Source organism: Mesorhizobium sp. SARCC-RB16n (assembly GCF_008520305.1).
Classification (GTDB): Bacteria; Pseudomonadota; Alphaproteobacteria; order Rhizobiales; family Rhizobiaceae; genus Mesorhizobium.
This window is the reverse complement of the sequence record NZ_ML703293.1, coordinates 1-22,290: the sequence shown is the minus strand read 5'-3', so window position 1 is coordinate 22,290 and position 22,290 is coordinate 1. Positions and strand designations below refer to the sequence as shown.

The 22,290-nt window shown below is 62.1% G+C and carries 24 protein-coding genes; 20 read left to right on the top strand and 4 right to left on the bottom strand.

Annotation, left to right across the window (positions count from 1 at the left end; genetic code table 11):
• Positions 1 to 54: 54 nt before the first annotated feature.
• The 9 genes from rpsE to rplQ all read left to right on the top strand — a co-directional run bounded on the left by rpsE (position 55) and on the right by rplQ (position 6,245).
• Positions 55 to 618, top strand: coding sequence for a 30S ribosomal protein S5 (gene rpsE, locus C7I87_RS29870; RefSeq protein ID WP_032933400.1), 564 nt, complete (start codon positions 55 to 57; stop codon positions 616 to 618).
• Positions 619 to 642: 24 nt separating this feature from the next.
• Entirely contained in the window at positions 643 to 840 is a 198-nt protein-coding gene (rpmD, locus tag C7I87_RS29865) for a 50S ribosomal protein L30 (protein ID WP_006205449.1), read from the top strand.
• A gap of 22 nt (positions 841 to 862) precedes the next feature.
• Entirely contained in the window at positions 863 to 1,336 is a 474-nt protein-coding gene (gene rplO, locus C7I87_RS29860; RefSeq protein ID WP_140758598.1) for a 50S ribosomal protein L15, read from the top strand.
• Between the two features lie 193 nt (positions 1,337 to 1,529).
• Positions 1,530 to 2,870, top strand: a complete 1,341-nt coding sequence (gene secY, locus C7I87_RS29855; RefSeq protein WP_149907591.1) for a preprotein translocase subunit SecY — start codon at positions 1,530 to 1,532, stop codon at positions 2,868 to 2,870.
• Positions 2,867 to 3,463 carry an adenylate kinase gene (locus C7I87_RS29850; RefSeq protein ID WP_149907590.1) on the top strand — a complete coding sequence of 199 codons (597 nt, stop codon included), beginning with the start codon at positions 2,867 to 2,869 and terminating at the stop codon, positions 3,461 to 3,463. Before secY ends, C7I87_RS29850 begins: the two co-directional genes overlap by 4 nt.
• A 218-nt stretch (positions 3,464 to 3,681) precedes the next feature.
• A complete protein-coding gene (rpsM, locus tag C7I87_RS29845; RefSeq protein ID WP_006205445.1) occupies positions 3,682 to 4,050 on the top strand; it encodes a 30S ribosomal protein S13 in 369 nt (122 codons plus the stop codon).
• 159 nt (positions 4,051 to 4,209) lie between these two features.
• Positions 4,210 to 4,599, top strand: a complete 390-nt coding sequence (gene rpsK / locus C7I87_RS29840) for a 30S ribosomal protein S11 (protein WP_006205444.1) — start codon at positions 4,210 to 4,212, stop codon at positions 4,597 to 4,599.
• A 102-nt stretch (positions 4,600 to 4,701) separates the two neighbouring features.
• Entirely contained in the window at positions 4,702 to 5,712 is a 1,011-nt protein-coding gene (locus C7I87_RS29835; protein WP_006205443.1) for a DNA-directed RNA polymerase subunit alpha, read from the top strand.
• A gap of 104 nt (positions 5,713 to 5,816) precedes the next feature.
• Positions 5,817 to 6,245, top strand: coding sequence for a 50S ribosomal protein L17 (gene rplQ / locus C7I87_RS29830; protein ID WP_127279754.1), 429 nt, complete (start codon positions 5,817 to 5,819; stop codon positions 6,243 to 6,245).
• 23 nt (positions 6,246 to 6,268) lie between these two features.
• Here the strand turns inward: rplQ and C7I87_RS29825 are convergent, their stop codons facing one another.
• Positions 6,269 to 6,919 carry a hypothetical protein gene (locus C7I87_RS29825; RefSeq protein WP_149907589.1) on the bottom strand — a complete coding sequence of 217 codons (651 nt, stop codon included), beginning with the start codon at positions 6,917 to 6,919 and terminating at the stop codon, positions 6,269 to 6,271.
• Between the two features lie 137 nt (positions 6,920 to 7,056).
• On the opposite strand from C7I87_RS29825, the gene C7I87_RS29820 reads away from it, so the two are divergent.
• The 9 genes from C7I87_RS29820 to C7I87_RS29780 all read left to right on the top strand — a co-directional run bounded on the left by C7I87_RS29820 (position 7,057) and on the right by C7I87_RS29780 (position 17,090).
• Positions 7,057 to 8,550 (top strand): DegQ family serine endoprotease, encoded by a 1,494-nt coding sequence (locus C7I87_RS29820; RefSeq protein WP_149907588.1) that lies wholly within the window; start codon positions 7,057 to 7,059, stop codon positions 8,548 to 8,550.
• A gap of 44 nt (positions 8,551 to 8,594) precedes the next feature.
• Positions 8,595 to 9,902 carry a replication-associated recombination protein A gene (locus C7I87_RS29815; protein ID WP_149907587.1) on the top strand — a complete coding sequence of 436 codons (1,308 nt, stop codon included), beginning with the start codon at positions 8,595 to 8,597 and terminating at the stop codon, positions 9,900 to 9,902.
• Between the two features lie 17 nt (positions 9,903 to 9,919).
• Positions 9,920 to 10,585 (top strand): DUF930 domain-containing protein, encoded by a 666-nt coding sequence (locus C7I87_RS36185; RefSeq protein ID WP_246696455.1) that lies wholly within the window; start codon positions 9,920 to 9,922, stop codon positions 10,583 to 10,585.
• A 157-nt stretch (positions 10,586 to 10,742) separates the two neighbouring features.
• On the top strand, positions 10,743 to 11,573 hold the full coding sequence (locus C7I87_RS29805; RefSeq protein ID WP_149907586.1) for an aspartyl/asparaginyl beta-hydroxylase domain-containing protein: 831 nt from the start codon (positions 10,743 to 10,745) through the stop codon (positions 11,571 to 11,573).
• A gap of 258 nt (positions 11,574 to 11,831) precedes the next feature.
• Entirely contained in the window at positions 11,832 to 12,206 is a 375-nt protein-coding gene (crcB, locus tag C7I87_RS29800; RefSeq protein WP_149907585.1) for a fluoride efflux transporter CrcB, read from the top strand.
• Between the two features lie 105 nt (positions 12,207 to 12,311).
• Complete coding sequence (locus C7I87_RS29795; protein WP_149907584.1) at positions 12,312 to 13,292, top strand: RluA family pseudouridine synthase; 981 nt, start codon at positions 12,312 to 12,314, stop codon at positions 13,290 to 13,292.
• 2 nt (positions 13,293 to 13,294) lie between these two features.
• On the top strand, positions 13,295 to 14,212 hold the full coding sequence (locus tag C7I87_RS29790) for a DMT family transporter (RefSeq protein WP_149907583.1): 918 nt from the start codon (positions 13,295 to 13,297) through the stop codon (positions 14,210 to 14,212).
• 12 nt (positions 14,213 to 14,224) lie between these two features.
• A complete protein-coding gene (locus C7I87_RS29785) occupies positions 14,225 to 15,016 on the top strand; it encodes an ATP12 family chaperone protein (protein ID WP_149907582.1) in 792 nt (263 codons plus the stop codon).
• A gap of 184 nt (positions 15,017 to 15,200) precedes the next feature.
• Entirely contained in the window at positions 15,201 to 17,090 is a 1,890-nt protein-coding gene (locus tag C7I87_RS29780) for an MFS transporter (protein WP_149907581.1), read from the top strand.
• A gap of 81 nt (positions 17,091 to 17,171) precedes the next feature.
• On the opposite strand, the gene C7I87_RS29775 is transcribed toward C7I87_RS29780, so the two are convergent.
• Entirely contained in the window at positions 17,172 to 17,366 is a 195-nt protein-coding gene (locus C7I87_RS29775) for a DUF2735 domain-containing protein (RefSeq protein WP_149907580.1), read from the bottom strand.
• 313 nt (positions 17,367 to 17,679) lie between these two features.
• Between C7I87_RS29775 and C7I87_RS29770 the strand changes: the two genes are divergently transcribed.
• Positions 17,680 to 18,720 (top strand): glutamine synthetase beta-grasp domain-containing protein, encoded by a 1,041-nt coding sequence (locus C7I87_RS29770; protein WP_140758610.1) that lies wholly within the window; start codon positions 17,680 to 17,682, stop codon positions 18,718 to 18,720.
• Positions 18,721 to 18,839: 119 nt separating this feature from the next.
• On the opposite strand, the gene C7I87_RS29765 is transcribed toward C7I87_RS29770, so the two are convergent.
• A complete protein-coding gene (locus C7I87_RS29765; RefSeq protein ID WP_149907579.1) occupies positions 18,840 to 20,006 on the bottom strand; it encodes a DmpA family aminopeptidase in 1,167 nt (388 codons plus the stop codon).
• A gap of 31 nt (positions 20,007 to 20,037) precedes the next feature.
• Positions 20,038 to 20,640, bottom strand: a complete 603-nt coding sequence (locus C7I87_RS29760; RefSeq protein WP_149907578.1) for a TetR/AcrR family transcriptional regulator — start codon at positions 20,638 to 20,640, stop codon at positions 20,038 to 20,040.
• 147 nt (positions 20,641 to 20,787) lie between these two features.
• Here C7I87_RS29760 and C7I87_RS29755 point away from each other — a divergent pair, with 147 nt between their 5' ends.
• Positions 20,788 to 22,212 carry an APC family permease gene (locus tag C7I87_RS29755; protein ID WP_149907577.1) on the top strand — a complete coding sequence of 475 codons (1,425 nt, stop codon included), beginning with the start codon at positions 20,788 to 20,790 and terminating at the stop codon, positions 22,210 to 22,212.
• Positions 22,213 to 22,290 lie beyond the last annotated feature (78 nt).

Genomic DNA, 22,290 nt, shown 5'->3' with positions numbered 1-22,290 from the left:
AGCGGCGTCAGCAATCAGCAACCCGTGCTTCCGGAAAAGAACAAGGAACAGGATATGGCACAGGAACGTAGGGAAGGCGGCCGCGGCCGCGAGCGTGAAGAGCGCGATGACGGCATGGTGGACAAGCTGGTCCACATCAACCGCGTCGCCAAGGTCGTCAAGGGTGGCCGCCGCTTCGGTTTCGCCGCGCTCGTCGTCGTCGGCGACCAGAAGGGCCGCGTCGGCTTCGGTCATGGCAAGGCGCGCGAAGTGCCGGAAGCTATCCGCAAGGCAACCGAATCGGCAAAACGCGACATGATCTTCGTGCCGCTGCGCTCGGGCCGCACGCTGCACCACGACGTCGAGGGACGTTGGGGCGCCGGTCGCGTTCTGCTGCGCGCCGCCAAGCAGGGTACCGGCATCATCGCCGGCGGCCCGATGCGCGCCGTCTTCGAGACGCTCGGCATGCATGACGTGGTCGCCAAGTCGATGGGGTCATCAAACCCCTACAACATGGTTCGCGCCACCTTCGACGCGCTGAAGAGCCAGATGCATCCCAAGGATGTGGCTGCCGCGCGCGGCATCAAGTATTCGACCCTTCAGGCCCGCCGCGGCACCGCCGTTGCGGCTGAAGAATAGTCGATCTGACCAGGGATTTTGACCATGGCCAAGAAAGCAACCAAGACGATCACCGTTGAGCAGATCGGCTCGCCGATCCGCCGTCCGAAGGAACAGCGCGCGACGCTGGTCGGGCTCGGCCTCAACAAGATGCACAAGCAGCGCACACTGGAAGATACGCCCTCCGTGCGCGGCATGATCGCCGCCGTCCAGCATCTCGTCCGCGTCGTGGACGAGGGCTGAGCCAGAGCGCAGGAGAACCCAGATGAAACTCAATGATCTGCGTGACAAGGACGGCGCGACGCATTCCAAGAAGCGTCTCGGCCGTGGCATCGGCTCCGGCTCCGGCAAGACCGCCGGTCGCGGCGTCAAGGGCCAGAAGGCGCGCTCCGGCGTTGCCGTCAACGGCTTCGAGGGTGGCCAGATGCCGCTTTATCGGCGCCTGCCGAAGCGTGGCTTCAACAACATCTTCGCCAAGAGCTTCGTTGTCGTTTCGCTGGCCCGTATCCAGGAAGCCGTCGATGCCAAGAAGCTTGACGTCAAGGCAACCGTGACGGCCGAGGCGCTTGTCGCCGCCGGCGTCATCCGTCGCGTCAAGGATGGCGTGCGCGTGCTGTCCGATGGCGAACTCAAGGCCAAGCTTGCCTTCGACGTCGCCGGCGCCTCCAAGGCCGCGATCGAGAAGATCGAAAAGGCCGGCGGTTCGGTCAAGCTGCCGGAAAAGGCAGCTGCCGAGTAACGGCAATTTGAAGCGCGGTCGGCAAGAGTGGCATCCGTTTTTGCTTTCGATCGCGCTTTGATCTGCTCAATTTAGCGGCCGCGTCAACGCGGCCGCTTGCATGTTTACAGCCCGGAGCTTATCTCGTGAGCTTCGGTGAAACGCACCGCCTGACCTCAAGGGCCATCAAGCGTTACCAAGCGGAGAATCAGGCATGGCTTCGGCTGCTGAACAACTAGCCTCGAATCTGAATTTCTCGGCCTTCGCCAAAGCGGAGGACCTGAAGAAACGCATCTGGTTCACCATCGGCGCGTTGCTCGTCTATCGCCTCGGCACCTACATCCCGCTTCCCGGCATCAATCCCGATGCCTTCGCCCAGGCGTTCTCCTCGCAGAGCAAGGGCGTGCTCGGCATGTTCAACATGTTCGCCGGCGGCGCCGTACAGCGCATGGCGATCTTTGCGCTCGGCATCATGCCTTATATCTCCGCCTCCATCATCATGCAGCTGATGACATCGGTCATTCCCTCGCTGGAAGCGCTGAAGAAGGAAGGCGAGCAGGGCCGCAAGGTCATCAACCAGTACACGCGCTACGGCACCGTCCTGCTGGCGCTGGTGCAGGCCTATGGCATTTCGGTGGGCCTTGAGAACGGCAACGGCATCGTCAATGATCCCGGCATGTTCTTCCGGCTCTCGACCGTTGTCACGCTGGTCGGCGGCACCATGTTCCTGATGTGGCTTGGCGAGCAGATCACCGCGCGCGGCATCGGCAACGGCATTTCGCTGATCATCTTCTCCGGCATCGTCGCGGGCCTGCCGCGCGCCATATCGGGGACATTGGAACTCGGCCGTACCGGCGCGCTGTCGACCGGCCTGATCCTGGCGATCATCGTTCTGGCCATAGTCGTCATCGCGCTCATCGTGTTCTTCGAGCGCGCCCAGCGCCGCCTGCTGATCCAGTATCCGAAGCGCCAGGTCGGCAACCGCATGTTCCAGGGCGATACCTCACACCTGCCGCTCAAGCTCAACACGTCGGGCGTCATCCCGCCGATCTTTGCATCGTCGCTGCTTCTGCTGCCGGCCACCGTCGCCGGCTTCTCGCAGGCGACCAACATGCCGGCCTGGGCGAGCACCATCCTGGCCTCGCTCGGCCACGGCCAGCCGCTGTACATGCTGTTTTATGCGGCGATGATCGTGTTCTTTGCCTTCTTCTACACTGCGATTGTCTTCAATCCGAAGGACACCGCCGACCAGCTCAAGAAGCATTCGGGCTTCATCCCGGGCTATCGTCCGGGCGAGCGCACCGCCGATTACATCGATTACGTACTCACCCGCATCACCGTCGTCGGCGCCATCTATCTGGTGCTGGTGTGCCTGCTGCCGGAGTTCCTGATCTCGGCGACTGGCGTACCATTCTACCTCGGTGGCACATCGCTTCTGATCGTGGTCAGTGTCACGCTCGATACGGTTGCGCAGATTCAGGGTCACCTGATCGCGCACCAGTATGAAGGCCTGATCAAGAAGTCGAAGCTGCGCGGGGGGAAGAAAGCCAGATGAGGTTGATTTTGCTTGGGCCGCCAGGGGCGGGCAAGGGGACACAAGCACAAAGACTGGTAGAAAAGCACGGCATACCCCAGCTCTCGACGGGTGACATGCTGCGTGCCGCTGTCCAGGCGGGTACCGAGGTCGGCAAGCGCGCCAAGGCGGTGATGGATGCCGGCGAACTGGTATCCGACGCCATCGTCAATGCCATCGTCGCCGAGCGTATCGATCAGCCCGACTGCGCCGGGGGATTCATCCTTGACGGCTACCCGCGTACGCTGGTGCAGGCCGATGCGGTTGAATCGATGCTTTCGGAGCGTGGCATCGGCCTCGACACGGTTGTCGAACTCGTCGTTGACGACAGGGCCCTGGTAGGCCGCATCGTCAAGCGCGCCGATGATGCCAAGGCCGCCGGCCAGCCGGTGCGCAAGGACGACAATCCGGCTGTGTTCGAAGAGCGCCTGCGGGAATACTACAAGAAGACCGCTCCGCTGACCGGCTACTATTACGCCAAGGGCAAGCTCAAGACCGTGGACGGCATGGCTAGTATCGACGCGGTAACCGCGGAGATTGAAGCGGTGCTCGCGGCGGCCGTCAAGGCACGGTAAGGGAATTTAAAGATTAAGCTTGACGAAGACGACTCGCTGCGGTATGGCGGCCCGTCTTCCTGTCAGATGCGCACTTTGCTTGTCCGCAAGGGCAAGGCAGTCGCTTTGAACTGGAAACTCCCGCAAGGGCCGGCCTCCACCGGACGCGGGGCAATGTGGTAGCGCCGGACCTGCCTTGTCTTTGAGGGTTGGACGGCCCATATGGAGCAGAGAAGAACATGGCTCGTATAGCCGGCGTCAACATTCCGACCAACAAGCGCGTCGTCATCGCGCTTCAGTACATTCACGGCATTGGCAAGAAGTTCGCCCAGGAGATCGTCGACAAGGTCGGCATCCCGGCCGAGCGCCGCGTCAACCAGCTGACCGACGCGGAAGTGCTGCAGATCCGTGAGACCATCGACCGCGATTACCAGGTGGAAGGCGACCTGCGCCGCGAAGTGTCGATGAACATCAAGCGTCTGATGGATCTCGGCTGCTACCGCGGCCTGCGTCACCGCCGCTCGTTGCCGGTTCGCGGTCAGCGCACCCATACCAATGCGCGTACCCGCAAGGGCCCGGCCAAGTCGATCGCCGGCAAGAAGAAGTAATTTTTAGGGGAATAAGGGAGTAGGGGAGTAAGGCAGTAGGGAATGCCCGCCAAAGGATCGCATTTTTCCCTACTCCCTTACTGCCCTATTCCCCTACTCCCTTACGAAGGTGGAGCCGCTGGCATTACGGCGGTGTAGAGATCAACTGAAAGGACTACCATGGCCAAGGAAGCCGCACGTGTTCGCCGTCGCGAACGCAAGAACATTTCGTCGGGCGTTGCCCACGTCAATTCGACCTTCAACAACACGATGATCACCATCACCGACGCGCAGGGCAATTCGATTGCCTGGTCGTCGGCCGGCGCCCAGGGCTTCAAGGGTTCGCGCAAGTCGACCCCGTTTGCTGCCCAGATGGCTGCCGAGGACGTTGCCAAGAAGGCCCAGGAACACGGCATGCGCATGCTCGAAGTCGAGGTCTGCGGACCTGGCTCCGGTCGTGAATCGGCGCTGCGCGCCCTACAGGCGGCCGGCTTCACCATCACCTCGATCCGTGACGTGACGCCGATCCCGCACAATGGCTGCCGCCCGCGCAAGAAGCGCCGCGTCTAACACTATCGAACGCCGCGCGAACGCTCACAAAGGCGTTCCTCCACGGTATTCCAGGTCGCCCGCCACGATTGGATGGTGGCGGGTCAACGGAAGGAAAGCATTATGATCCAGAAAAATTGGCAAGAACTGATCAAGCCGAACAAGATCGAGTTCTCGTCGAAGAAGAAGACGCTGACCACGCTCGTCGCCGAGCCGCTCGAGCGTGGCTTTGGCCTCACCCTCGGCAATGCGCTGCGCCGCGTGCTTCTGTCTTCGCTGCGCGGTGCGGCCGTCACCGCCGTGCAGATCGACGGCGTACTGCATGAATTCTCGTCCATCGCCGGCGTGCGCGAGGACGTGACCGACATCGTCCTCAACATCAAGGAAATCGCCATCCGCATGGAAGGCGATGGTCCCAAGCGCATGGTCGTGCGCAAGCAGGGCCCGGGTGCGGTTCTCGCCGGCGACATCCAGACGGTTGGCGATGTCGAGATCCTCAACCCCGACCACGTCATCTGCACGCTGGACGAAGGCGCTGAAATCCGCATGGAATTCACCGTCGACACCGGCAAGGGCTACGTACCGGCCGAGCGCAACCGCGCCGAAGACGCGCCGATTGGCCTGATCCCCGTCGACAGCCTCTATTCGCCGGTCAAGAAGGTCTCCTACAAGGTCGAAAACACCCGCGAGGGCCAGGTTCTCGACTACGACAAGCTGACCATGACCATCGAGACCGATGGCTCGATCTCGGGCGAGGACGCGGTGGCTTTCGCCGCTCGCATCCTGCAGGATCAGCTTGGCTTGTTCGTCAACTTCGACGAGCCGCAGAAGGAAGTCGCCGCGGAAGCCGTCACCGAGCTCGCCTTCAACCCGGCGTTGCTCAAGAAGGTCGACGAACTCGAGCTTTCGGTGCGTTCGGCCAACTGCCTGAAGAACGACAACATCGTCTACATCGGCGATCTCATCCAGAAGACCGAAGCCGAGATGCTGCGCACCCCGAACTTCGGCCGCAAGTCGCTGAACGAGATCAAGGAAGTGCTCGCGGCGATGGGCCTGCACCTCGGCATGGAAGTGCCGGACTGGCCGCCGGAAAACATCGAAGACCTCGCAAAACGTTACGAAGACCAATATTGAGCATGAACTCCAAGGATCGGCGGCGCGAGCCGCTCGATCCGACGGTCGTGCGGAAAACCATCAGAGGCCGTGGCCTCTTGAGCAACTGAAGAAGGAAAAGAGCCATGCGCCACGGTTTCAAAGGCCGCCGCTTCGCCCGCAGCATAAGCCACCGCAAGTCGATGTTCGCCAACCTGGCGGTATCGCTGCTCGAGCACGAGCAGATCGTCACCACCTTGCCGAAGGCAAAGGACCTGCGTCCGATCGTCGAGAAGCTGGTCACGCTCGGCAAGCGTGGCGACCTGCACGCCCGCCGCCAGGTGATCGCGCAGATCGGCAATGAAGGCGTCGTCAAGCGCCTGTTCGACACCATCGCCCCCCGCTACGCCACCCGCAACGGCGGCTATTTGCGCATCATGAAGGCGGGCTTCCGTCACGGCGACAATGCCGCGATGGCGGTCATCGAGTTCGTCGACCGCGACACCGACGCCAAGGGCGCCGGCGACCGCGCCCGCCTCGAGGCGGAAGGCACGGACGAAGCCGCGGCCGCATAAGGCTTCGTCTTTCCAGACGTGGATTAAAGGGGCCCGCGGGCCCCTTTTTCGTTTGCCGGTGTCTGTCGCCTATCGGCCAGGACGAGATAGTGGCTTGCACTTAACCGATTCCAATTAAACGCCCCCGGTACCTCTTCAGCCTTTGGGTAGGGATATGAATAGATACTGTCGAGGACGGCTCGCGAATCGATCTCCGCTATCGATTGTGACGGAGAGGAAGCGCTCAAATAGGCTTCGGCGTCTTGGTCACCGATGAAATCGGTATCCACATCAAAATGCATCTGAATCAGTCCGGCGCAGATGTTCAGCAGGATGTCATCGCCGCAAGCCGCGTAGAAAACCTTGGCCCGACCTGCGGCCCAAAGGCCGGCCCCCAGGAACTCCGATGGTTTTGTCTCTCCGCTGAACCCATCCAGCGAAAGCGCAAAGCGATCGGTGAGAGTTTCCAACTCGCCTTCGAGGTAACCGGCTTCCTCGATCTGAAACCAGTTCATCTGGCGAGGCACCTCGCCAGCGAAGGAAATTTCGAGTTTTCCGAACGTCCAGTAATCCGGGTCGGGATGGTCAGGCATACCGAGCACGTCGACAATCTCAGCCATTGTCATGTTGGGAGAGACCCCGCCCAATCTGCCGGTCTTCAAAAAGTCACGGAATGACAGGAGTTGTTTTTTCATCAGGCCAGACGGGGTTTCCGGTTTCAAGCTCAGCTGTAGCTGCTTTCCTGCTTAAAATAATCGGATTTCAGCGGCTTAGCCTTTCATTTTGCACATTCGTCGGGACAATGCGCCCGAACTCGCTTGGAGGATTCGCAATGCGTGCCAAAAGACTGTCCCTTGTTCTGCTCTGCGCCTTCATGGTGTTCGCAGCCGCACCGGCAGTCCGGCAGGCGCGGGCCGAGGACGCTGCCAAGCCCGCCGATCCGGGGCTCTCCGATGTGCTGACCGACCTGCTGCATGGCGTTGAAGGCGAGAATGCCACTTCAGGCCCGGACAAGCGCGTGCCGTTCGGCCGCGAGGAGGTCCAGCTTTCCTTTGCACCGCTGGTCAAGCAGACGGCGCCCGCCGTGGTCAATGTCTATGCCTCGCAGACGGCCAAGGTGACGTCACCTTTCGAGGGCGATCCCTTCTTCGAGGAATTTTTCGGCCGTGCCCAGCCGCGCGCGCAGTCTTCGCTGGGCTCGGGCGTGCTGGTCGATCCGAGCGGTGTCATCGTCACCAATTTCCACGTCATCAAGGACGCCGACGAGGTCAAGGTGGCGACCGCCGACGGCCGCGAGTTCACCAGCAAGGTGATGCTCAAGGACGAGACGCTCGACCTTGCCGTGCTCAAGATCGAGTCCGACAAGCCGTTCCCGGTGATCGCCATCGGCGATTCCGACGCGCTCGAGGTCGGCGACCTGGTGCTGGCCATCGGCAATCCTTTCGGCGTCGGCCAGACAACCACCAGCGGCATCGTTTCCGCGCTTGCGCGCAGCCATATCGGTGTTTCGGATTCGGGCTATTTCATCCAGACTGATGCCGCCATCAATCCTGGCAATTCCGGCGGTGCGCTGATCAACATGGGCGGGCAGCTGGTCGGCATCAACACCGCCATCTACAGCCGCAGCGGCGGTTCGATCGGTATCGGTTTTGCGATCCCCGCCAACATGGTGCGGGCTTTCGCCGATGCCGCCAAGGCCGGCCTCGATTTCTTCGAACGGCCCTATATCGGCGCCGAGTTCGAAGCGGTGACGCCGCAGATCGCCGAATCGCTTGGCATGGAAAAGCCGACCGGAGCGCTGGTCTCTTCGGTCGACGCGACGGGCCCCGCCGGCAAGGCAGGGTTGAAGCCGGGCGACGTCGTGCTGCAGATCAATGGCAAGCCCGTCGAGAGCATCGAGGCGCTGGACTATCGGATGGCGACGCTGTCGATCGGCACCAAGGCTAATTTCGCGATCCTGACCAAGGGCCAGAAAGCAGCCATGGATATCGCGTTGGAGCGCGCGCCGGAGGGGGCGAAAGCCTCAGAAGTGACGCTGCATGGCCGCAGCCCGTTCTCGGGCGCCAAGGTCTCGGAACTGTCGCCGCGGCTTGCCCAGAAGCTCGGCCTGCGGACCGATCTCAAGGGCGTGACCGTGATCGACATCAACCGTGATTCGCCGGCCGCCGATTTCGGCTTCCAGCCGGGCGACATCGTGCGCGAGGTCAACGGCACCAGCATCGACACCGCCGCAACGCTGGCGCAGGTAGCCCAGCAGGATACGCGCTGGTGGCGCTTTACCGTCGAGCGCGGTGGGCAGATACTGCGCCAGGTGTTGCGTTACTGAGTTCGATCCTCTGAAGGATCGTGCTCCAAACCTAAAAGAAGTGCATGGCCGATCTGTTCAGTGTCGATGAGCCGGAAAAGGTGCCGCCCGGGCGGCCGCTGGCCGACAGGTTGCGGCCGAAGAACCTTGGCGAGGTCGTCGGCCAGGAGCATCTGACGGGTCCCGATGGCGCGCTGACCCGGCTGATCGGCTCCGGTTCGCTGGGATCGATGATCTTCTGGGGGCCGCCCGGCACCGGCAAGACCACTGTGGCGCGACTGCTCGCCGGCGAGACCAGTCTTGCCTTCGAGCAGATCTCGGCGGTCTTTTCCGGCGTCGCCGACCTCAAGAAAGTGTTCGAGGCGGCCAAGCTGCGGCGCGCCAACGGCCGCCAGACGCTGCTCTTCGTCGATGAGATCCACCGCTTCAACCGTGCCCAGCAGGATTCTTTCCTCCCCGTCATGGAGGACGGAACGGTCGTCCTGGTCGGCGCAACAACAGAAAACCCGTCCTTCGAACTCAACGCGGCCTTGTTGTCGCGCGCGCGGGTGATGGTCTTCCATTCGCTCGGCGAGGACAGCATCGCCAAGCTGATGATAAGGGCGGAGGAGACCGAGGGCAGGGCGCTGCCGCTCGATCACGAGGCGCGGGCGATGCTGATCCGCATGAGCGATGGCGACGGACGCGCATCGCTGACGCTCGCCGAGGAAGTCTGGCGTGCCGCCAAGCCTGGCGAGATATTCGATCCCGAAGGGCTGCAGCGCATCGTGCAGCGCCGTGCGCCGATCTACGACAAGGGCCAGGACGGTCATTACAACCTGATCTCGGCGCTACACAAGTCGGTGCGCGGCTCGGACCCCGATGCCGCACTCTACTATCTCGCGCGCATGTTCGATGCCGGCGAGGATCCGCTCTATCTCGGCCGCCGGCTGGTGCGCATGGCGATGGAAGACATCGGGCTGGCCGATCCGCAGGCATTGGTCGTCGCCAACGCCGCCAAGGATGCCTATGACTATCTCGGCTCTCCGGAAGGCGAACTTGCTTTCGCCGAAGCTACCGTCTATCTCGCCACCGCGCCCAAATCCAACGCCGTCTATACCGCCTTCAAGGCAGCCACGCGGGCCGCGAAGGAACATGGCTCGCTGCTGCCGCCCAAGCATATCCTCAACGCGCCGACCAAGCTGATGAAAGAAGAGGAATACGGCGCCGGCTACCGTTACGACCATGATGAGCCGGACGCCTTTTCAGGGCAGGACTATTTTCCCGAGAAGATGGGTCGACAGACCTTCTACGATCCGCCCGAGCGCGGTTTCGAGCGCGACATCAGAAAGCGGCTCGACTACTGGGCAAAGCTGCGCAAAGAGCGGGAATAGCCGGTTTGCGGAGGCCGGTGGCCGTCACGCTTCGGGGCGAGGCTTCGCCCTGGGGCATTTCAACTTCGGTCGTCCTCCATGCACTGTTCGCCGCGACAGTGGCATTGATGCCGTTGCCGAAGCGGCCGAACCGGCTGGAGGAAGAGCGGGTGTCGGTCGACATCCTGACGCCTGAACAGTTCGAGGCATCGGCGAAACCGCCGCCGGCCTCCGCAGCTCCGGCGGTACCGGAGGTGCGGGCGACAGAGCCACCACCTGCTTCGAACCCGCCCAAAACTCAACCGCCCGCCGCGCCTGCCATGATTCGCCCGACGCGGATGCTGTCGGCCAAGACCTTGGCCGATCCGCGCAGCAAGCAGGCGCGCGCCGATCTCAAGACCTTCGCGTCCGACGAACGCATGGTGCAGCTTTGCAATCTGGAGGCCATGGATCAGATCCGCCAATGGCATGCCGATTTCCAGCCGGAGCGGGTGGTGCCCTACGCAACCGCCGAGGAAAAGATCACCGGCACGACGATCGCCGCTGATGGTGCGGCTTTCCGCAGCCGCAAAAACTGGTTCAGTCTGAGGTTCAAATGCCAGCTCGCACAAGACGGCGAAAGCGTCATTGGCTTTGAGTTCCTGGTCGGCGATCCAGTGGCCAGGGACAAATGGGACGAGCTTGGCTTGCCGGCAGTGCATTGACAGCCCGGCAGGCTCCACGAGGCAGCCAGCCCGGCCAGATTCCATGGCCGTTGTGCGGTGACCCAAAAAACCTTATCAAGGCGCACGGTCGGGCGGTGGCCGTTGCCATGATTTGGGCACCTCATTCGCAACAGGATCGCGCTCCGCGCGTGGAAAAATGACAAAAACCCTTCGCAAATCCCTTCGCAAATTCGCCATTGCCATCCCGCTTCTTGCCCTTGGCTTCTATTTCATCCCGATCCTGACGACGATCTTCATCGTTTGTGGTCTGATCGACGTGCTGCGCAACGACAGGAAGGATCTGGCGCTGTTCAGCGGCTACTTCCTTGGCAACGGGCTCTTCACCTGGCTGCTCTCACCCTTCAACTTGCTCGTCGATCTTCTGTGCTACAGAAATCGGGGCGTGTGGAAGCTGGAGCAATTTCCCGCCGACTATCAGCGTGAGGTCAACGAGGTCCTTGATGTCTTCAAGGCGCGCAAGGATGAGATCATCGCCGATATCGACGCCAATTTCGGCGCCGGCCGGCGCGGTATGTATGTCTACCAGTGGTATGGCAAGCACAGGATAGACAACGTCGAGGAATTCAATAAGGATTTCAAATACATCAAGACGATCGCCGTTTCCGTCTTCAGCAAGCGCGAATCGACCTCCTGGCATTTCGGACCGCTGCGGCTCAGCCTGCGCATCCTCTACAATCTGATCCCTGTGAAAGCCGAGATTTTTGTCGAATGCGGCAACGTCAAGAACTACTGGTACGACAATCCGCAGTTCATTTTCGACGACACGCTGCTGCATCGCTCGGTCAACGAGTATGATGGCCGCCGCTACTGCGTGTTCATGGATATTATCAGGCCGTCCCCGGTGCCCCGCCTGATCGCTGGCATGCTGGCGGTTGTCTCGGTGAGCGTCGAGCGCATCAATTCGATGTTCTACAAGAACTGGAAGATGATTGGTTCCACAAAGCCCAAGAAGGTCGAAACCACCTGAGTCGAAGATCGTTGGATGCTGCCGGCGGAGCCGGCAGCATCCAACGCGCTTTACGGCGAATTCCGGAAGAAATATCCGGACTGGACAACGCCTGTCTGGTGAACCGCGACAGGCAGTTCTGGCGCTGACCGCCCGATATCGCGCTACGTGGGTTGGAAGCCCGCTTCCTGACGCGGTCGACTGTCTGTGCTATTCCCGAAGCAGCGTCACCCGCTTCAAGGGATTGACGCCAGCGCCCTCGCAAGGGCAGTAACGCCTATGTTCAATCTGCTTCTTGTTGCTGTCGGCGGCGGTATCGGTGCCGGCATCCGCCATTTGACCAGTATGGGCGCGCTGCGCCTCGCCGGCCCCAACTATCCCTGGGGCACGATGGCGATCAACATCATCGGCTCCTTTGCGATGGGGCTGTTCATCGCCATTTTGGCGCGCCGCGGCGGATCGAACGAGCTCAGGCTATTCGTCGCCACCGGCATCTTCGGCGGCTTCACTACTTTTTCCGCCTTTTCGCTCGATTTCGCGGCGCTGTGGGAACGGGGAGCCACGCTGCCTGCGTTCGGTTACGCGCTTGCAAGCGTCATTGGCGCGATCATTGCCCTGTTTCTGGGGCTTTGGCTCGCAAGAAGCCTGCCATAAAGCACGCCATGGCGTGCTTTATGGTTTTGGGCGGCATGCATTAGTGCTATTGCCGCGCCAAGCGCGGGCCAAAAGCCCTGCTCGGGAAACGGATAAGCGAAAAACATGGCAGGCGTTGAACAGATCACGGTGGAGGCCGGCGAGGCGGGCATGCGGCTCGATCGCTGGTTCAAGACCCATTTCCCGGGGCTTGGCTTCGGCCATCTGCAGAAGCTGCTGCGGTCCGGCCAGATCCGCGTCGATGGCGGTCGGGTGAAGGCTGACACCCGAGTCGAGCCGGGCCAGATGGTGCGTGTGCCGCCGCTCGAGGTGGACAAGAAGGGCGAGAGCGCGCTCACAGGCCACTCGATCCGCAACCAGGGCGACGCCGATGTGCTCGCCAAGATGCTGATCCATGAGGACCCGAAGGTCTTCGTCTTCAACAAGCCGGCGGGCCTCGCCGTTCAGGGCGGCTCCGGCGTCACGCGCAATGTCGACGACATGCTGGAAGCCTGGCGCAACCAGAAGGGCGAGAAGCCGAGGCTGGTGCATCGGCTCGACCGCGATACGTCGGGCGTGCTGGTCGTCGCCCGTACCAGGCTGGCCGCCATGAAGCTCTCCGAGGCGTTCCGGGCGCGGGAAACCAAGAAGACCTATTGGGCGCTGGTCAAGGGCGTGCCGCCCAAGCGCGAGGACAAGATCTCGACCTGGCTGATCAAGGAGCCAACAGAGGACGGCGATCGCGTGCGCGTGGCCGCGCATGGTGAGAAGGGCGCCGACCATGCCGTATCCTACTACCGCATCATCGAACAGGCCGCGCAGACCATGACCTGGCTGGAGATGGAGCCTTATACGGGCCGCACCCACCAGCTCCGCGTCCATGCCGCCTATATCGGCTGCCCGATCATCGGCGACCCGAAATACTTCGAAGCCGACACCAACTGGGATTTTCCCGGCGGCATTCAAAACCGCCTGCACCTGCACGCGCGCCGCATCATTATTCCGCACCCGGACAAGGGCGTCATCGACGTCACCGCTCCGATGCCGCCGCACATGCGCCAAAGCTGGAACCTGATCGGCTTCGACGACGCCAGCGCGGAGGATTGACCGTGAGCGGCGCCACTGACGCGCTCGATCGGCGCGACACGGTCGACGTGGCGGCGGCCGCCATCATGGTCGGCCTGACCTTTTCCTGGGGCCTGAACTACGTCGCCGCCAAGATCTCCTACGCCGGTTACGACCCCGTCTTCCTGTCGATCGCACGGTCGGTCATCGGTGGTCTCTGCGTCTTCCTCTGGTGCCAATGGCGCGGCATTGCGCTGTTCACTAGGGATGGGACATTGCTGGCCGGCATCGCGGTCGGCGTGCTTTTCGGCATCGAGTTCCTTTGCCTCTATGTCGGCCTGGAGCATACGACCGTGGCCCGCAACACGCTGCTGGTCAACTCGATGCCGTTCTGGATGCTGATCGGCGGCCACTTCCTGCTCGGCGAACAGATCACCACGCGCAAGTTGCTTGGACTGCTGTTGGCCTTTGCCGGTCTTGCCACCGTTTTTTCCGACAAGCTCGGCGGTGGCGGGGACATGCTGTTCGGCGATCTCCTGAGCCTTGGTTCCGGGTTTTTCTGGGCCCTGACCAATATCCTCATAAAACGATCGAAATTGGTCGAGGCAAGTGCGGAGAAGCTGCTGCTCTATCAACTCGCCGGCGCGGCGGTCGTTGGCGTGCTGGTAATGCCTCTCGCGGGTCCGCCCGTTCGCGATCCAGCCTTGCTGCCGACATTGGCGCTGCTTTTCCAGGCGATCTATATCGTCGCCTTCACCTACGTGCTGTGGTTCTGGCTGCTGCGCCGCTATCCGGCCTCCGGCCTGTCGAGCTTCACCTTCCTGTCGCCGGTTTTCGGTGTGTTATGCGGTGCCATCATCTTGAACGAGCCGCTGACCATCCGCATTTTTCTGGCACTTGGCTTGATTGCGGCGGGTCTGATCATCGTCAACCGGCCGGCACGCAAGCTGACACCGGTGTGAGAGAGGCTTTTCATGCGTGATATCCTCAACGACCTTGAAGCGGGCAGATATCTTTCCGATCCGGATCCGGTGCGTCGCGCCCAGATCCAGATGAAGACGCCGCTGCCCAAACGCTTCTACAAGGAGGTCTCGATCGCGCCGGTGGAAGCTGGCTTTGCCGTGCAACTCGACGGAAGGCCAGTGCGCACGCCGGGCAAGGCGCTGCTGGCTCTGCCGACCGAGGCGGCCGCCGCGCTGGTTGCCGCCGAGTTCGCGCAACAGGGCGAGACGATCAATCCGGTGACGATGCCGGTGATGCGGCTGGTCAACACCGCCATCGATGGCGTGGCCAGCGATCCGCAGGCGGTGCTGGAAGACATTCTGCGTTTTGCCTCGTCGGATCTGCTCTGTTATCGCGCCGACGCCCCGCAAGGGCTGGTCGACGGGCAGAACGAGCAGTGGGATCCCGTCATCGACTGGGCACGCGCTGCACTGGGGGTTCGCTTCAGCCTGGCCGAGGGCATCATCCATGTCGAGCAGCCGCGCGAAACCATTGCCGTTCTGGGCAGCCACCTGGCTCAGCGCGCCGAGCCGCTGCGCCTTGCCGCCATCCATGTCATGACATCGTTGACCGGCTCGGCATTGCTGGCGTTGGCGGTCGATTTCGGCGAGCTCGACGGCGAGGAGGCCTGGGCCGCCGGCCATGTCGACGAGGACTGGCAGATCGCGCAGTGGGGCCAGGACGCCGAAGCAGTCGCGCGCCGTGCCGCCCGAAAACGAGACATGATGGCCGCCGTCGGCTTGCTCGAAGCGCTGCAGGCCTGAGCGCTTCGCTCCGCCTTCGCACTGCACCTAATACGAAAGTCATAATCCCATCGTCGCGGTGCCTTTCCCCGGCGCTTTCTGCCATTTTTCCTGTGTCGGCTGTGTTTTTTGAGTCCGCGTTCGGAGGAGAACGCGGATGTTGGCGCACAGCATCGAGGACTGGGTCTCACGGGAGGATAACTCAATGGCAATGGCATCGACCGCCGGCGGAACGAGCCGCGGCATGACGCGGGAGGAGAAGAAAGTCATCTTCGCTTCCTCGCTCGGCACCGTTTTCGAATGGTACGATTTCTATCTCTACGGCTCGCTGGCGGCTTTCATCGGCTCGACCTTTTTCAGCCCGACCATTCCCGAGGCAACGCGCAACATCTTCGCGCTGCTAGCCTTTGCCGCAGGCTTCCTGGTGCGCCCATTCGGCGCGCTGCTGTTCGGTCGCATCGGCGACCTCGTCGGCCGCAAATACACATTCCTGGTCACCATGACGATCATGGGCCTGTCGACCTTCCTGGTCGGTCTGTTGCCCGGCTATGCAACCTTGGGCATCGCGGCTCCGGTGATCCTGATCGTCCTGCGCATGCTGCAGGGCTTGGCGCTGGGCGGCGAATATGGTGGCGCGGCGACCTATGTCGCCGAGCACGCGCCCGACGACCGCCGCGGCTTCTACACCTCATGGATCCAGACGACGGCGACGCTCGGCCTGTTCCTGTCGCTCATCGTCATCCTGATCGTGCAGGGATCGCTGAGCAAGGAGACCTACGCCGCCTGGGGCTGGCGCATTCCTTTCATCGTCTCTTTCCTGCTGCTCGCCGTTTCGATCTGGATTCGGTTGTCTCTCTCGGAGTCCCCGACCTTCCAGAAGATGAAGGACGAGGGCAAGGGCTCCAAGGCGCCGCTCTCGGAGGCCTTTGGTCAGTGGAAGAACGCCAAGATCGCGCTCCTGGCGCTGCTCGGCCTCACCGCCGGTCAGGCCGTCGTCTGGTACAATGGCCAGTTCTACGCGCTGTTCTTCCTGCAGAACGTGCTGAAGGTCGACGCGCAGTCGGTCAACATCATGATCGCCATCGCGCTGGCGCTAGGCTCGATCTTCTTCGTCGTGTTCGGCTGGCTCTCCGACAAGATCGGCCGCAAGCCGATCATCATGGCTGGTCTTGCACTCGCCATCGTCTGCACCTTCCCGCTGTTCAAGGCATTGACCTGGGCCGCCAATCCGGCGCTCGCCAAGGCACAGCAGAGCACCCGGGCAACGGTGACAGCGGCGCCCGGCGACTGCAAGTTCCAGTTCAATCCGGTCGGCACGGCGAAGTTCACGACGTCCTGCGACATCGCAACTTCGTTCCTGACCAAGAACTCGGTTCCGTACGACGTGTTATCGACGGCTGCGCCCGGGACGGCTGCGTCGGTCAAGATTGGTACGGAGACGGTGGCGTCTTACGATGCGGTCGCCGCCGGCGATCAGGCCAAGGCCAAGGACGCCGCCTTCGTCAAGGCCGTCAACATGTCCCTGCGGGACGGCGGTTATCCGCTGAAGCGTGCGGCGATCAAGGTCGCGGACCAGAAACTCGATGCCTTCATCGCAGCCAATCCTGAACTCAAGCTCGACGCAGCCGCCATCCGCGGCGGCGAGAAGGCGGCGGTGCCGACCGATCAGGCGGTCAAGGACAAGCTCTTGACTGCCGACGAGGCAGCGGGCGCACCCGAGGTCACCGTCTACAACATACCGGGCGGCGGTGCCTTCGCCATGTTCGCCGATCCGGCGGCGGTGAATTGGCCGATGACAATCGGCATCCTGTTCATCCTGGTGCTGTTCGTGACCATGGTCTATGGGCCGATCGCGGCGATCCTTGTCGAGATGTTCCCGACTCGCATTCGCTACACGGGCATGTCATTGCCCTACCACATCGGCAATGGCTGGTTCGGCGGCCTGCTGCCGGCGACGGTATTCGCGCTCAGCGCTTACAAGGGCGACATCTACTACGGGCTTTGGTATCCGGTCGTGATTGCGGCGTTCACGCTGGTCATCGGCATGATCTTCGTCAAGGACACGCTCGGAACCGACCTGCACGCCAAGGAGTAGTCGATCGGCCGATACGAACGAAAAGCCCGGCGCGAGCGATCGCGCCGGGCTTTTTCATGCGAGCTTCCAGGTGGAAGGGCTTCAGCTCTTCCGATGCAGACTTTCTTCCTCGACGGCGGCCTCGTGGTACCAGCCATCGAAATCGGCGTGCTCGCCGCGAAGCTCGGCAAGCTCTGCCGCGAATTTGGCCTTGGCGCCCAAATTTAAGGCAGACTTGCGCACTGCCAGCGGGAACATCAGGATTTTCGCCGACGGACGCGATTGCGTGACTTGCATTGCCGGTCTCCCTACTTTTTCAGAAGCTCGTCGATTCAATTCTCACCAAAATAGGTTCTGCGATTCATTTAGGCAATATGCTTACGAAAAGATCATAAATTGCCTATGATTTAAGCAATATTGTCACCTGGACGATCTGAACACATTGCTGAGACGGCTCAGCAAAATCAAAGCCTTGGCATGACCATTTTGCCGCACCCCCGCGAAGGCCGAGTGGCATACGAATTGCTTTTTAACCATCGGCAGGCCGGCCTGTTACGGCCATGCATCGACATCGCCTGCTTGCGGTGTCCAAGCAACGAGAGGCTCTAGAATGACCAAATACAAGCTCGAGTATATCTGGCTCGATGGATACACCCCGGTCCCCAATCTTCGCGGCAAGACGCAGATCAAGGAATTCGCCGAGTTCCCGACGCTCGAGCAGCTGCCGCTGTGGGGCTTCGACGGGTCGTCGACGCAACAGGCCGAGGGGCATAGCTCCGATTGCGTGCTGAAGCCGGTGGCGGTCTATCCGGATCCGGCCCGCACCAACGGCGTGCTGGTCATGTGCGAAGTCATGATGCCCGACGGCGTTACGCCGCATGCATCCAACAAGCGCGCCACCATCCTCGACGACGAAGGCGCCTGGTTCGGCTTCGAGCAGGAGTATTTCTTCTACAAGGATGGCCGTCCGCTCGGCTTCCCCGAGAGCGGTTATCCCGCACCGCAGGGCCCGTACTATACCGGTGTCGGCTATTCGAACGTCGGCTCTGTTGCGCGCCAGATCGTCGAGGAGCACCTTGACCTCTGCCTCGCGGCCGGCATCAACCATGAAGGCATCAACGCCGAAGTGGCCAAGGGCCAATGGGAATTCCAGATTTTCGGCAAGGGTTCCAAAAAGGCCGCCGACCAGATGTGGATGGCCCGCTATTTGATGCAGCGCCTGACCGAGAAGTACGGCATCGACATCGAATACCACTGCAAGCCGCTCGGCGATACCGACTGGAACGGCTCGGGCATGCATGCCAATTTCTCGACATCCTATATGCGTGAAGTCGGCGGCAAGGCTTATTTTGAAGCGCTGATGGCGGCCTTCGACAAGAACCTGATGGATCACATCGCCGTCTACGGCCCGGACAACGACAAACGTTTGACCGGCAAGCACGAGACAGCGCCGTGGAACAGGTTCAGCTATGGCATCGCCGATCGCGGCGCCTCGATCCGCGTCCCGCATTCGTTCGTCAAGAACGACTACAAGGGTTATCTGGAAGACCGCCGCCCGAACTCGCAGGGCGACCCCTACCAGATCGCCTCGCAGATCCTGAAGACGATCGCTTCGGTGCCGGCGAGCGCGGAGGTTTCGGCCGCCGCCTGATCCTCTTTGCGGCGCGGGCAGCTCCGCGCCGCGCATGGATGCTCACTATAGAAAAGGCCCGGGCGGAAACGCTCGGGCCTTTTTTCGTCAAGCAGTTGCCGGATTTGCCCTCGTTACCGTCAACCCGCGATGACGCCACGCGTGTTCAGCGCCGTCACCACCTTGGCATGTGACAAAGCGGGGCTCCGGTTACCGTCGCGGCCGATCATGTCGCTGTTGGCGACAAGCGCGTTGAGCACGGCTTCTTCGGTCGCCTGCACGACGGCTGCGTAGAAATCATCCATACGCCCCCACGGGATGAAATCCATGTGCCCGTAGCTGTGTTCGGTCGCCGGTCCCTGCGGGAAGCGGCCGTTGAGGGCATCGCGGTTGGCGGTGGAGAAGGCGAGAAAAATATCGCCGGAGAAATGCGAGCCGGAGGTGCCGGTTCGTGCGAGGCCGAGCGGCACGCGCCGGGCCAGCGCCTTGCATTGGCCAGGCAGCAGCGGCGCATCGGTGGCGACGATGCCGATGCAGGAGCCGGCGCCTGTCGGGCCGCCGCCGAAATATGCCTCCATTGGGTTGTCGTCGGCCAGGTCGTTGCCGAGCGGCGTGCCGGCGATGGTGAGTTCACGGCGAGAGCCGAAATTGGCCTGCAGGAAGACGCCGACCGTGTAGGGGCGGTGGCCATAGTCGACAACCCTTGAAGCCGTGCCCGAGCCGCCCTTGAAGGCATAGCAGTTCATACCCGTGCCGCCGCCGACCGAGCCTTCCTCGATGCGTCCGCTCGCTGCATTGTCGATCGCCGCGATTGCATGGTCGACCGTGACATGCGAGCCGTTGATATCGTTGAGATAGCCATCCCAGGTTTCGGCCACCACCGGCAGCAGCCACTGGTTGGCGACGTTGGGCTTGTGGCGCGCTACCCAGTCGATGATGCCGCGATGACAGGGGCCGACCGCATGGGTGTTGGTGATCAGGATCGGCAGGCTGATGCTGCCGGCTTCCTCTATCCACGAGGCGCCGGTCATTTCGCCATTGCCGTTGAAGGAATGATAGCCGGCGGCGCAGGCCATCCCGACGCCGTCATGGCCGAAGGGCAGTATAGCCGTCACGCCGGTGCGCACCGGTCCCTGTCCGAGCGTGAGCTTGCCTTCGCCCTTGATGATGGTGGAGTAACCGACCAGCACGCCACCGACATCTGTGATGGCGTTGGCGGGGCCGGGCGTGCCCTGCAAGGGAATGGCGAGCACCCGGGCGCGGGCCTTGCCGGCTGGCGTGGTGGTATGGGTCGGCAGTTGGTCCATGCTTGGGTTCCGTTTCGTTGATATAACTGGCTCAGCGAAGGCTGCAGCCGGTCGCAAGCTCGGCATAGCTGGTCAGGATCGCCATTGCCGACGATTGATCGACCGCGGGCACGACATTGACGAGATGCAGCCCCAGGCCATCCTCGAGCACGACCAGGCTGCGCGCGATCGTTTCGCTGGTCGCCTGTAGTCTGAAGATGCCGGTGGCGGCGCCCGCCTCCAGTATGCCGACATAGATCGACACTTGCCGCTCGAACAAAGTGATGTGGCGGGCAGCGTAGCTCGCATCCGAGCGCGAATAGGCGCCAAGTTCGAGCAGCAGCCGGCAGAGCTGATCGTCCGCGTCCGTCGGCAGTCCGCTTTCGATCATCGTTTTCAGCCGCAGCCGCGGATCGGCGATCTCGGCCACCGACGCCGCGCGCATGGTGCAGAACCGCTCGACGGCCTTGCGTTGCACATCGTCCAGCAAGTCCTTCAGGCCCGGATAATAATAGAGCAGGGCGCTCGAACTCATTCCTGCTTCATTGGCGACATCGCGCAATGTGACGCCGGCAAGGCCGCGCTTGGCGATCATCGATTCCGCCGCCACGACGAGCGTGAGGCGACGATCGGTCTGGGTTTTGGGTCGTCCCATCTTCATTTCCTGAATTTGATTCAGTTTAAAACGGGCTCACGAATTTTGCAAGCACCAATGGACCATATTCGTTGACGATATCTCACTCCGTCGATAGGTTCGGCAGTGGAGGATAATTTTTATCTTATTAAAAAAATGGGGAGGAAGATGTCTACAAACGAAGCAACCACAAGGGCGGCCGACGAGGCTGCGCCAACCGCAAAAGGACTGGATCGGGCCCTCAATGCGCTCGGCACACTGATGATCGTGCTGTCGGCCGTGACGCCGGCATCCTCGGTGTTCATCATCGTGCCGGGCGTCATCGCGCTGGCCGGCACCGGTTCGTTCCTCAGTTTCGTCATTGCCGCCGTCATCGGGCTGTTCATGGCCTTCGTGTATGCCGAGCTCTCATCGGCCTATCCGATGGCCGGCGGGGAATACACCATGATCGGCCGCACGCTCGGCCGCTTCTGGGGCTTCGTCACGCTGGTGCTGGTGTTCGTCTCGATCGTGCTGATCGTCGCCGTCATCGCGCTCGGTGTCGGCACCTATCTCGGCGTGCTCATCCCCAACCTCAGTCCGCAATGGGTCGGCGTGGTGACGATCGGGCTGGCTGGCACGGTCGCAGCGATGCGCATCAAGCTCAACGCCTTCGTCACCGGCATTTTCCTCGGTATCGAGATGCTGGCGCTGCTGATCCTGACCGGTCTCGGCTTTGCCCATGTGGAGCGGCCGCTGTCGAGTCTGTTCACCTCGCCGCAACTGCTCGACGCCACCACGAATACGCTTGTTCCGGCCTCGGCCGGCATCATCCTGGCATCCACCGCCGTTTCGCTGTTTGCCTATAATGGCTATGGCGCGGCCGCCTATTTCGGCGAGGAGACACAGGATGCCAGGCGCAACATCGGCAAGGTGGTGCTCTGGGCGTTGGTGATTACCGTCGCGGCTGAACTCATTCCCCTGACGGCGGTGTTGCTGGGGTCTCCGGATCTTCCCGGCTTGCTCGCGGCACCCCAGAAGATCGAGTATTTCCTCGAGGCGCGCGGCGGCCACGCGCTGACGGTTCTGATCAGCCTGGCAATCGTCGTTGCCATCTTCAACGCCGTCATCGCCATCATCCTGCAGGCGGCCAGGCTGCTGTTCAGCTCCGGCCGCGACAAGACCTGGTTCGGCCCGATCAATGCCGCCGTCGCCTCGGTCCATGGCAGCTACGCATCGCCCTGGATCGCCACCATCGTGGTGGCCGTGCTGGCTGCGCTCGCCTGCTTCATCGATCTTAATCTGCTGCTGGTGGTCAGCGGGACGTCGCTGGTGGTGATCTACGCGCTTCTATGCGTGGCGGTGTTTGCCGGCCGCCGCAATGGCACCACGGCCGGCGGACACTACCGCATGCCGCTGTTTCCGGTGCCGGCCATCCTTGCCTTCGTGGCGCTGGTCTATGTCGCCTACCAGAACCTGCTCGATGTCGCCTTCGGGCGCCCGAGCCTGATCGCGACGCTGCTGATCATGGTCGCGGCGGCGATCTACTACGTGCTTGTCCTGGCGCGGCGAACCGACTGGAACTTGCACGGCCCCGACGAGCTTGCCGGATAGGCGTCACCCTCCGACGCCCTGTCCGTGCGAGAACCCCGGCCTTGGTGAACTGACCCCGTAAAGTTGGACGGTTCATTG

Bases quoted from the DNA above. Each gene is read 5' to 3' on its own strand.
- rpsE (WP_032933400.1), top strand. From the start codon at position 55: ATGGCACAGGAACGTAGGGAAGGCGGCCGCGGCCGCGAGCGTGAAGAG.
- rpmD (WP_006205449.1), top strand. From the start codon at position 643: ATGGCCAAGAAAGCAACCAAGACGATCACCGTTGAGCAGATCGGCTCG.
- rplO (WP_140758598.1), top strand. From the start codon at position 863: ATGAAACTCAATGATCTGCGTGACAAGGACGGCGCGACGCATTCCAAG.
- secY (WP_149907591.1), top strand. From the start codon at position 1,530: ATGGCTTCGGCTGCTGAACAACTAGCCTCGAATCTGAATTTCTCGGCC.
- C7I87_RS29850 (WP_149907590.1), top strand. From the start codon at position 2,867: ATGAGGTTGATTTTGCTTGGGCCGCCAGGGGCGGGCAAGGGGACACAA.
- rpsM (WP_006205445.1), top strand. From the start codon at position 3,682: ATGGCTCGTATAGCCGGCGTCAACATTCCGACCAACAAGCGCGTCGTC.
- rpsK (WP_006205444.1), top strand. From the start codon at position 4,210: ATGGCCAAGGAAGCCGCACGTGTTCGCCGTCGCGAACGCAAGAACATT.
- C7I87_RS29835 (WP_006205443.1), top strand. From the start codon at position 4,702: ATGATCCAGAAAAATTGGCAAGAACTGATCAAGCCGAACAAGATCGAG.
- rplQ (WP_127279754.1), top strand. From the start codon at position 5,817: ATGCGCCACGGTTTCAAAGGCCGCCGCTTCGCCCGCAGCATAAGCCAC.
- C7I87_RS29825 (WP_149907589.1), bottom strand. From the start codon at position 6,919: ATGAAAAAACAACTCCTGTCATTCCGTGACTTTTTGAAGACCGGCAGA.
- C7I87_RS29820 (WP_149907588.1), top strand. From the start codon at position 7,057: ATGCGTGCCAAAAGACTGTCCCTTGTTCTGCTCTGCGCCTTCATGGTG.
- C7I87_RS29815 (WP_149907587.1), top strand. From the start codon at position 8,595: ATGGCCGATCTGTTCAGTGTCGATGAGCCGGAAAAGGTGCCGCCCGGG.
- C7I87_RS29805 (WP_149907586.1), top strand. From the start codon at position 10,743: ATGACAAAAACCCTTCGCAAATCCCTTCGCAAATTCGCCATTGCCATC.
- crcB (WP_149907585.1), top strand. From the start codon at position 11,832: ATGTTCAATCTGCTTCTTGTTGCTGTCGGCGGCGGTATCGGTGCCGGC.
- C7I87_RS29795 (WP_149907584.1), top strand. From the start codon at position 12,312: ATGGCAGGCGTTGAACAGATCACGGTGGAGGCCGGCGAGGCGGGCATG.
- C7I87_RS29785 (WP_149907582.1), top strand. From the start codon at position 14,225: ATGCGTGATATCCTCAACGACCTTGAAGCGGGCAGATATCTTTCCGAT.
- C7I87_RS29780 (WP_149907581.1), top strand. From the start codon at position 15,201: ATGGCAATGGCATCGACCGCCGGCGGAACGAGCCGCGGCATGACGCGG.
- C7I87_RS29775 (WP_149907580.1), bottom strand. From the start codon at position 17,366: ATGCAAGTCACGCAATCGCGTCCGTCGGCGAAAATCCTGATGTTCCCG.
- C7I87_RS29770 (WP_140758610.1), top strand. From the start codon at position 17,680: ATGACCAAATACAAGCTCGAGTATATCTGGCTCGATGGATACACCCCG.
- C7I87_RS29765 (WP_149907579.1), bottom strand. From the start codon at position 20,006: ATGGACCAACTGCCGACCCATACCACCACGCCAGCCGGCAAGGCCCGC.
- C7I87_RS29760 (WP_149907578.1), bottom strand. From the start codon at position 20,640: ATGGGACGACCCAAAACCCAGACCGATCGTCGCCTCACGCTCGTCGTG.
- C7I87_RS29755 (WP_149907577.1), top strand. From the start codon at position 20,788: ATGTCTACAAACGAAGCAACCACAAGGGCGGCCGACGAGGCTGCGCCA.